An 8,170-nucleotide genomic window follows, 5' to 3' on the forward strand; every position below is an offset into this window, starting at 1 on the left:
CCGCTGTTCTTCCGCATCTCCGCCACGGACTGGCTGGAGGAGGACGGCTGGACCGCCGACGAGACGGTCCGGCTGGCGGCCCTGCTCCAGGAGCACGGCGTGGACCTGCTCGACGTCTCCACCGGCGGTCTGGCCCCCCGGGTGAAGATCCCCACGGGCCCCGGCTACCAGGTGCCCTTCGCCGCCCGCGTCAAGGCCGAGACCACCCTCCCGGTGGCCGCGGTCGGGCTGATCACCGAGCCGGAGCAGGCGGAGAAGATCCTGGCCAACGGCGAGGCCGACGCCGTCCTCCTCGGCCGCGAGCTGCTGCGCGACCCGTACTGGGCCCGCCGCGCGGCCGCCGAACTGGGCGCGGAGCCCAGGATTCCCGGCCAGTACCAGCGCGCCTGGTGAACGGCGTGCGGCGCGGGGCACCCGTTCCCGCGCCGCGCCCGTTTCCCGCGCCGCACCCGGGCCGGTCGTACGAAGGTTCTCGTACCATGGGAACCCCGGCCCGACAGCCCGGCCGGAACCGAAGGAGCGGAGCAGGACATGACGGAACGTGACGCGCCCCGTGCCCTGGCCCACCCCGAGCGGGAGGAGATCCGCCTGGAGGGCGTCCTGCACGCCCTCTCCGACCCGCTGCGGCTCTCCATCGTCCGCGAACTCGCGGACCGGGAGGTCGAACTGGCCTGCTCGGACTTCGTCCTGCCGGTCACCAAGTCCACGACCACCCACCACTTCCGCGTCCTGCGCGAGAGCGGCGTCGTCCGCCAGATCTACCGCGGCACGGCCAAGATGAACGGGCTCCGCCGCGAGGACCTCCAGTCCCTCTTCCCCGGCCTCCTCGACACCCTCCTGACGGCCGCCGCCGCCGAGGAGACGAGACTGGGGCCACAGGCCCAGGCCCGCCCATGACCCCGTACTCCCGGGACTGCGGGCCGGGCGCGCGCGGCCCCGGCCACCCGGGTCAGGGCCGGGTGTCCAGGCGGTGCAGCAGGCGGCCGTCGGGGCCGAAGACGTCGATCAGGTAGCCGCCGGCGAGCGGGACGCCCTCCTGGGCCCTCAGGTAGGAGGCGATCGAGGCGTGCTGCTTCCTGAACACGGTGTCGTCCCCGTTCGCGTCCCGGGTGCGCACGACCAGCCGGGGCACGCCGTCCGGGCCCGCCTCGCGCTGGATTCCGTACACGGCCGGGTCCCCGCCCGCCGCCCGGTAGCGCTCCGCGAGGGCCGCGGCCTCCGGTGGCGCGGCGGTGGCCGTGACGGTCGGGCCGGGCCCCGCGGTCGTGGCCAGGGCCGTGGGGCGGTGCGTCGGGTCCGGCCCGACGCTCACCTCGCGCTTCTCCGTGCACCCCGCCAGCAGCACCCCGCAGGCGAGCACCGTCAGCACCCCGGCAGTACCCTGCCGTAACGCCTTCCCCATCCCCAACTCCCCTGACCGGTAACGGAACCGGCCACCCTACGCGAGGCCCGCCGCCGCGTGCAGGCCCGCCCAGTCGGGGATCTTCACCGAGCGGCGGCCCAGGGAGCGGCCCAGGGCCTCCTCGGCCGCCTCGATCGCGAGCCAGCCCGGCCATTCCACCGGGCGCAGGCCCGCGGCCCGCAGGGCGTCGAGGGGGTCGCCGGGCAGATCGCGGCGGGCCAGGGCGCCCGCGTCCTGGAGCAGGGAGGAGACCGTCTCCTTGGCGCAGGGGCGGTTGGTGCCGATCACCCCGGTCGGGCCGCGCTTGATCCAGCCCGCCACGTACTCCCCGACCGAGGCCCGCCCCGCGCGGACCACCCGGCCCGCCGCGTGCGGCACGGTGCCGGTGGCCGGGTCGAAGGGCAGGCCGGGCAGGGGCACCCCCAGATAGCCCACCGAACGCAGCACCAGCTGCGCCTCCACGTCCTCGTACGCGCCCGTCCCGGTCACCCCGCCCCGGCCGTCCGGCGCGGTCCGCTCGAAGCGCATCCCGCGGACGCGACCGTCCGGGCCGCCCAACACCTCCACCGGGCGCAGGTAGAAGCGGAGCTTGATGCCCCGCCGGCCGTCCCCGCCCGCCGACGGGCCCTCGGCCCAGCCCCGCAGCACCTCCAGGTTGCGCCGGGCCACCGCCGGCAGGGCCGCCGCCGCGGCCGGGTCGGCGTACGCCGGGTCCAGGGCCAGCTCGGCGGCGTCCGCCCGGGTCTCGACCCCGGGCAGGGTGCCCAGCTCGCGGAGTTCCTTGGTGGTGAACTTGGCCTGTGAGGGGCCGCGCCGGGCCACCATCGCCACCGTCCGCACCCCGCTGTCCGCCAGCGCGCCCAGCGCGGGCTGGGGCATGTCGGTGGGCTCCAGCTCCGGAACGCCCCGGGCCAGGATCCGGGTCACGTCCACCGCGACGTTGCCCGCGCCGACGACCACCGCCGAACGGACCCCGCCGAGGTCGAAGGAGCCCGCGTCCGGGTGCCCGCTGTACCAGGACACGAAGGCGGTCGCGGAGTGCACCCCGGCCAGCTCCTCGCCCGGGATCCCCAGCATCCGGTCCCGGGCCGCGCCCACGCAGTACACCACCGCGTGGTACAGCTCCAGCATCCGGGCGGTGGTCAGCGGTGCGCCGCCGACCTCCACGTTCCCGAGGAACCGGATCCGCTCGTCCTCCAGCACGGAGCGCAGGTTTCCGGTCAGCGACTTGATCTTCTCGTGGTCGGGGGCCACCCCGTACCGCACGAGGCCGTACGGGGCCGGCAGCCGGTCCAGCACGTCGACCCGTACGCCCGGGACCTCGCGCTGCCCGACCAGTGTCTGGGCGGCGTAGACCCCGCTGGGGCCCGAACCGACGACGGCGACACGAAGCACGGCGGAACTCCCTCCCGCGGATGCTCCCCAGCATGCCACCGGCCCCCGCGGCCGTCAGCCCATCGCGCGCATCCGGTGGATCTCGGCGCTCTGGACGGCCACGACCTCGTTCGCCATCTCCTCGACGGCGCCGTTGTTCCCCTGGGCCAGTGCCTCGCCCGCCATCGTCAGCGCCCCCTCGTGGTGGGCCGTCATCAGCTGGAGGAAGAGCCGGTCGAAGTCGGCGCCGTGGGCCTGCGTCAGCTCCCGCAGCTGCTGTTCGGTGGCCATGCCCGGCATCGCGCCGTGGTCGTGGCCGGCCGGGGCGCCGGCCGGTGCCGGGTAGCGGGCCTGCCATTTCTCCATGGCCCCGATCTCGGGCCCCTGCGCGGCCGCGATCCGCTCGGCGAGCCGTTTGACCCCGTCCGACGAGGCCCGTTCGGGGGCCAGGGCGCTCATGGTCAGGGCCTGCCGGTGGTGTTCGATCATGCGCCGTACGTACGCCCGGTCGGCGGCGTTGGGGCTGTCGTCGGGCCGCTGCCGGGCCGCCTGTCCGGGGGAGAGGGTGCGGGACTCCTCGCCGGGCCTGCCCGGGGCGACCACCACCGGGGAGCCGTCGCCGGCCTCCCGTGGGGCGCCGTCACCCGTGGTGCAGCCGGTGAGGGGGAGGAGGAGTGAGGCGGCCAGCGCCGCCCCCAGGAATCGGCCGAGTAACGCGTTTGCCATGTCCATGGAAAGGAAGATACTGCCGGGGTCCAGGTTCCGCTTCCCCCACCGGGAACGGAGCGCAGGGCCCCCACGGGAGGCACAGTGACCTTGCTGCACACCGTCAGAGTGCGCCACCGGAGTCTGGGGGCGGCCCTGGCGGCCGCCGGACTCCTCACCACGCTCCTCGCCGCCGCCGGACCGGCCGCCGCAAGCCCCGACCCCGGCGACTCGTCCCCGGGCGCCGGCTCCCGGCAGAGCGCGGACCGCGCGCCGGGCCGTGAACTCGCCCCCGGGGAGATCCCCGGTCAGGACGAGATCGTGCACAGCGCCAACGTCAAACCCCTGGCCAACATCCCCGACGCCGGCCTCAAGGGCATCAACTCCGACCTGGCGTTCCAGGGCGACTACGCCTACGCCGGGAACTACGACGGCTTCACGATCTACGACATCGCCGACCCCAAGGCCCCGAAGATCGTCACCCAGGTCCTCTGCCCGGGCGGCCAGAACGACGTCTCGGTCTCCGGGGACCTGCTCTTCCTGTCCACCGACTCCTCGCGCAACGACGACTCCTGCAACAGCGTCTCGCAGCCCGCCACGGAGAAGTCCTCCTGGGAGGGCATCAAGATCTTCGACATCAAGGACAAGAAGAACCCCAAGTACATCAAGTCCGTGGAGACGGCCTGCGGATCGCACACCCACACCCTGGTGCCGGGCGGCCGCGACATCTACCTCTACGTCTCCTCGTACTCGCCCAGCGAGGCCTTCCCCGACTGCCAGCCCCCGCACGACGGGATCTCGGTGGTCAAGGTCCCGAGGAAGGCCCCGACCCAGGCCGCCGTCGTCGGCTTCCCGGTGCTCTTCCCCGACGGCGGCAACCCCGGCGCGCCCACCAACCCCGGGGTCTCCAAGACCACCGGCTGCCACGACATCACCGTGCTGCCGTCCGAGGACCTGGCCGCGGGCGCCTGCATGGGCGACGGCATCCTCTTCGACATCAGCGAGCCCGAGCACCCGAGGGTCATCGACCGGGTCCAGGACAATGTGAACTTCGCGTTCTGGCACTCGGCGACCTTCAACGAGGACGCGGACAAGGTGGTGTTCACCGACGAGCTCGGCGGTGGCGGCGCCGCCACCTGCAACGAGGCCACCGGACCCAACCGGGGCGCCGACGGGATCTACGACATCACCGGCACGGGCGACCAGCGCAAACTGGTCTTCCGGGGCTACTTCAAGATCCCGCGCCACCAGGCCGACACCGAGAACTGCGTGGCCCACAACGGCTCGCTGGTCCCCGTCGGCGACGGCCGCGACATCATGGTCCAGGCCTGGTACCAGGGCGGGGTCTCGGTCTGGGACTTCACCGACTCGGCGCAGCCCAAGGAGATCGGCTACTTCGAGCGCGGCCCGCTGACCACCGACCGGCTGGGCCTGGGCGGCTCCTGGTCGGCGTACTACTACAACGGGCACATCTACTCGAACGACATCGTCAAGGGCCTCGACGTGCTCAGGCTCGACGACCGGCGCACCGACAGCGCCAAGCGGGTGCGCATGGACCGGCTCAACGTCCAGACCCAGCCCGAGTACCACTGACCCCACTCAGGGGGCACTCACGGAGGAAACGTTCCGCCGGGCGGTCCGCCGTCCGGCGGGAACCCCCGCTCCCACTCCAGCCCGTACCGCTGGAACAGCTCGGCCCGCAGCCGCGACGCCGGCATCGGCGCCCCCGGCAGCAGGACCGCCACCACCGCTCCCATCAGCAGCGCGCGCAGCATCGGGTAGTCGGTGTCCACGTCCGCCGAGCCGTACCGCGTGACGGTGTCCCGGAGCAGCTGCGCCAGCCGCTGCTGCTCCGGGCACTGGATGAACCCCTCCGCCTGGAGGATCCCGGCCATGTGGGTGCGCATCAGCCGCGGCTGGTCGCGGGCCAGCCCCAGGATCGCGTCGACCGCCCGGGCCAGCCGCTCCCGGCCGTCGTCCGTACGGGGCTCCCGCTCCAGGGCCTCCTCCAGGGTCAGGTGCATCAGCCGGTGCACCGCCGACTGGAGCAGCTGCCGCTTGCCGGGGAAGTAGTACGACACCAGGCCGCGGGCCGCGCCCGCCCGGTCGGCGATGTCGCCGAGTTTGGTCGCCTCGTAGCCGCGCTCGGCAACCAGTTCGACCGTGGCCTGCAGCAGCCGCTCCCGGGAACGTCTGCGCAATTCTTCATTGACCGAGGCGCTGCGCGGGGACATGCTTACTCCTGCGTTGACTGGCTCCGAGCCAATATACTCAGCGTGAAGCCGTCGGCCCGGGGCGACGCGGGGGATCGCCTCGGGCGGGCGCGTTCAGCGGGCCGGATCAGGCCAGCGCCCGGAGGCCCGGTACGAAAGCCACCACCAGCGGTACCGCCGGCAGCAGGGTGGCCAGCGCCGTGAGCCTCAGCCGGCGGCCGGCCGGCAGGCGCGGAGTGGCCGACAGCAGACGCCGTACCCGCTCCGGCACGTGCGCCTGGGCGGAGGCGGGGCCGAAGACGCCCCGGTCCTCGTTCAGACCGACCAGGGCGAGGGCGACCGTCAGCCGGCCGTAGCGGCGCGAGGCCACGTCGTCGGCGGCCAGCTCCACCAGCCGGTCCATCTCCGCCTCGAACGCCGCGAAGACCGGCACCTGCGGGAACCCCTGCGACAGGGCCCGCGAGCAGTGCAGCAGCCAGTCGTGCCGCGCCGCCACGTGCCCCTGTTCGTGCGCCAGCACCGCGTCCAGCTGACTGCCCTTCAGCCGGCCCAGCGCCGCCGTCGTCACCACCAGCCGCGGCGCCGGCCCCGGCTGCCACCAGGCCTCCGGACGCGGCCCCTCCAGCACCACCAGCCGGGCGGCCGCCGGGTCCTCGCCGGGCAGCAGCGGGGCGCGCAGCCGCAGTTCGGCGCCCCGGGCCCGCCGCCGGGCCCGCGCGCGCAGGACCTCCCGCGTCAGCATCGCCCCGGTCCACAGCCCCCCGCAGGCCAGCGCCAGGGCGGTCCCGGCGGCCCAGGGCCCGCCCTCCGTCCCCAGCCCGTACGCGTCCACCACCCCGTGCGGGGCCGCCGCGAACAGCCGTCCCCGCACCGCCTGCCAGGCGGCGGCCGCGCTCAGCAGCATCGACAGCCCCAGGCACAGCAGGGTCGCGCCCACCACGCACTGCCACACCCACAACGCCACCACGGGTTCCCGCTCCGGCCACCGGGCGCGGGCCAGCAGCCGGGGCGCGAGGAACGCGGTCAGTGCGCCGAGCAGCAGAAGGGCGGCGGGGACCATCATGTCCGCCAGCCTATGAGCGCCGCCCTACCTACGGGTAGGGCCCGGAGCATTGGTGACGCAGGACACGTTCCGGGGCCGGGGGAGCCCCGCCCCCGCCGGTCCGGCGGGCCGTCACACGCCCAGCAGCATCGCCAACATGCCCGTGGCCATGGCCAGTCGGCAGGCACGCACGAGTTCTCCCGTCCCCCCGGCCCCCGTCCCCCCGGGCAGGGGCCCCGGGCAGGGGCCGCACCGCCCCCGGCCCGCCGTCGCCCGCCGGGACGGGCAGCACCCCGCCGGCCGTCACCAGCCGGGCCCCGCCCAGGAGTACGTACCCGGCGTAGTACAGGAGCAGGACCCCGGTCACCACCGGAAGCCCGGCCTGGCCGTGCCCGTGGCCGCTTCCGGCGGTCATCGCCACGGCCATGTACACCATCGACAGCGTGCCCACCAGGTGGTGTGCGTGGTGCACGCCGCCCCGCAGCAGCCAGAGCGCGTGCACCGAGGCCCCGCAGCAGACGGCGAGGAGGATCTGCGGCCCCCACGGACCGGTCCCCGAGGGCACGGCCATCGCGGCCATGCCGAAGCCCATCACCGCCTCGCCGGCGGCCATGCCCCGCGCCCGCCGGTCCGCTCTGCGCGCCCGCAGCAGGCAGTAGGCACCGCTCACGGCGCAGAGCAGGACCAGCAGCCAGGCGGAGGCGGAAAGGGGCGTCGCGGATCCGTGCACGGCGGAACCTCCCGGTTCGTCGGCGTCACGGGAAGGGATGCCCTGCTCACACCCCCTTCACGCGGGAGCGGGTTACGCTCTCTGAGACCCCCGCGGCATGTCATATGCCGCTGATCTGCCGCCGCACCGAACGGAGCGCCCGATGCCGACCGCCCAGCCCGCCGCCCTGAGCTTCCGCAGTGCCGTGGAGGAGGACGTGCCGGCCCTGGTGGCCCTCGTCGAGTCCGCCTACCGCGGGGACGCCAGCCGGGCCGGCTGGACGACCGAGGCCGACTACCTGGACGGCCAGCGCACCGACCCGAGTGGGGTCGGCGCGATCATCGCGGACCCGGACAGCACCCTCCTGGTCGTCGAGCGCGGCGCGGAACTCGTCGCCTGCTGCCAGCTCGAACACCGCGGGGACCACGCCTACTTCGGCATGTTCGCCGTACGTCCCGGGCTCCAGGGAGCCGGCCTCGGCAAGGAGGTCATGGCCGAGGCCGAGCGCCGGGCCCGCGAGGACTGGAAGGTCGCGGAGATGCGGATGACCGTGGTGAACGTACGGGAGGAGCTCATCGCCTACTACGAGCGCCGCGGCTACCGGCGCACCGGCGAACTGAGCCCCTTCCCCTACGGAGACGAGCGCTTCGGCATCCCGCTCCGCGACGACCTGGCCTTCGAGCTGCTGGTCAAGGCGCTCTGACGGCCGGGGCCGCGCCCGGAGC

At 74.4% G+C, this 8,170-nt stretch carries 10 protein-coding genes; 4 read left to right on the forward strand and 6 right to left on the reverse strand.

The features are described from left to right. Both VR44_RS26560 and VR44_RS26565 read left to right on the forward strand, forming a co-directional pair. Window positions 1–393: oxidoreductase (locus tag VR44_RS26560; RefSeq protein WP_045950134.1), on the forward strand; the 393-nt coding region annotated here is incomplete at its 5' end. Between the two features lie 138 nt (window positions 394–531). After that, entirely contained in the window at window positions 532–897 is a 366-nt protein-coding gene (locus VR44_RS26565) for an ArsR/SmtB family transcription factor (RefSeq protein WP_045950135.1), read from the forward strand. 52 nt (window positions 898–949) lie between these two features. On the opposite strand, the gene VR44_RS26570 is transcribed toward VR44_RS26565, so the two are convergent. From VR44_RS26570 to VR44_RS26580, 3 genes are read right to left on the reverse strand one after another with little or no spacing between them, the layout of a single operon-like run. Then, window positions 950–1,402, reverse strand: a complete 453-nt coding sequence (locus VR44_RS26570) for a hypothetical protein (RefSeq protein WP_157880413.1) — start codon at window positions 1,400–1,402, stop codon at window positions 950–952. 36 nt (window positions 1,403–1,438) lie between these two features. Then, on the reverse strand, window positions 1,439–2,797 hold the full coding sequence (locus tag VR44_RS26575; protein WP_045950136.1) for an FAD-dependent oxidoreductase: 1,359 nt from the start codon (window positions 2,795–2,797) through the stop codon (window positions 1,439–1,441). Window positions 2,798–2,851: 54 nt separating this feature from the next. Beyond that, the gene (locus VR44_RS26580; RefSeq protein WP_094191931.1) at window positions 2,852–3,508 is read right to left on the reverse strand and encodes a DUF305 domain-containing protein; all 657 of its coding nucleotides are present in this window, start codon (window positions 3,506–3,508) and stop codon (window positions 2,852–2,854) included. A gap of 78 nt (window positions 3,509–3,586) precedes the next feature. Here VR44_RS26580 and VR44_RS26585 point away from each other — a divergent pair, with 78 nt between their 5' ends. Beyond that, window positions 3,587–5,074: an LVIVD repeat-containing protein gene (locus VR44_RS26585; protein WP_045950137.1), complete on the forward strand. Its 1,488-nt coding sequence runs from the start codon at window positions 3,587–3,589 to the stop codon at window positions 5,072–5,074. Window positions 5,075–5,091: 17 nt separating this feature from the next. Here the strand turns inward: VR44_RS26585 and VR44_RS26590 are convergent, their stop codons facing one another. The 3 genes from VR44_RS26590 to VR44_RS26600 all read right to left on the reverse strand — a co-directional run bounded on the left by VR44_RS26590 (window position 5,092) and on the right by VR44_RS26600 (window position 7,466). Further along, complete coding sequence (locus tag VR44_RS26590) at window positions 5,092–5,715, reverse strand: TetR/AcrR family transcriptional regulator (RefSeq protein WP_045950138.1); 624 nt, start codon at window positions 5,713–5,715, stop codon at window positions 5,092–5,094. Between the two features lie 106 nt (window positions 5,716–5,821). Continuing rightward, a complete protein-coding gene (locus VR44_RS26595) occupies window positions 5,822–6,757 on the reverse strand; it encodes a M56 family metallopeptidase (protein ID WP_045950139.1) in 936 nt (311 codons plus the stop codon). Between the two features lie 28 nt (window positions 6,758–6,785). Beyond that, on the reverse strand, window positions 6,786–7,466 hold the full coding sequence (locus VR44_RS26600) for a DUF5134 domain-containing protein (protein ID WP_094191932.1): 681 nt from the start codon (window positions 7,464–7,466) through the stop codon (window positions 6,786–6,788). Between the two features lie 142 nt (window positions 7,467–7,608). Here VR44_RS26600 and VR44_RS26605 point away from each other — a divergent pair, with 142 nt between their 5' ends. Next, window positions 7,609–8,148: a GNAT family N-acetyltransferase gene (locus VR44_RS26605; RefSeq protein ID WP_045950140.1), complete on the forward strand. Its 540-nt coding sequence runs from the start codon at window positions 7,609–7,611 to the stop codon at window positions 8,146–8,148. Window positions 8,149–8,170 lie beyond the last annotated feature (22 nt).

Origin of the sequence: Streptomyces katrae, from assembly GCF_000966975.1 — a bacterium.
Taxonomy (GTDB): Bacteria; Actinomycetota; Actinomycetes; order Streptomycetales; family Streptomycetaceae; genus Streptomyces; species Streptomyces katrae.

Bases quoted from the DNA above. Each gene is read 5' to 3' on its own strand.
- VR44_RS26565 (WP_045950135.1), top strand. From the start codon at position 532: ATGACGGAACGTGACGCGCCCCGTGCCCTGGCCCACCCCGAGCGGGAG.
- VR44_RS26570 (WP_157880413.1), bottom strand. From the start codon at position 1,402: ATGGGGAAGGCGTTACGGCAGGGTACTGCCGGGGTGCTGACGGTGCTC.
- VR44_RS26580 (WP_094191931.1), bottom strand. From the start codon at position 3,508: ATGGACATGGCAAACGCGTTACTCGGCCGATTCCTGGGGGCGGCGCTG.
- VR44_RS26590 (WP_045950138.1), bottom strand. From the start codon at position 5,715: ATGTCCCCGCGCAGCGCCTCGGTCAATGAAGAATTGCGCAGACGTTCC.
- VR44_RS26595 (WP_045950139.1), bottom strand. From the start codon at position 6,757: ATGATGGTCCCCGCCGCCCTTCTGCTGCTCGGCGCACTGACCGCGTTC.
- VR44_RS26605 (WP_045950140.1), top strand. From the start codon at position 7,609: ATGCCGACCGCCCAGCCCGCCGCCCTGAGCTTCCGCAGTGCCGTGGAG.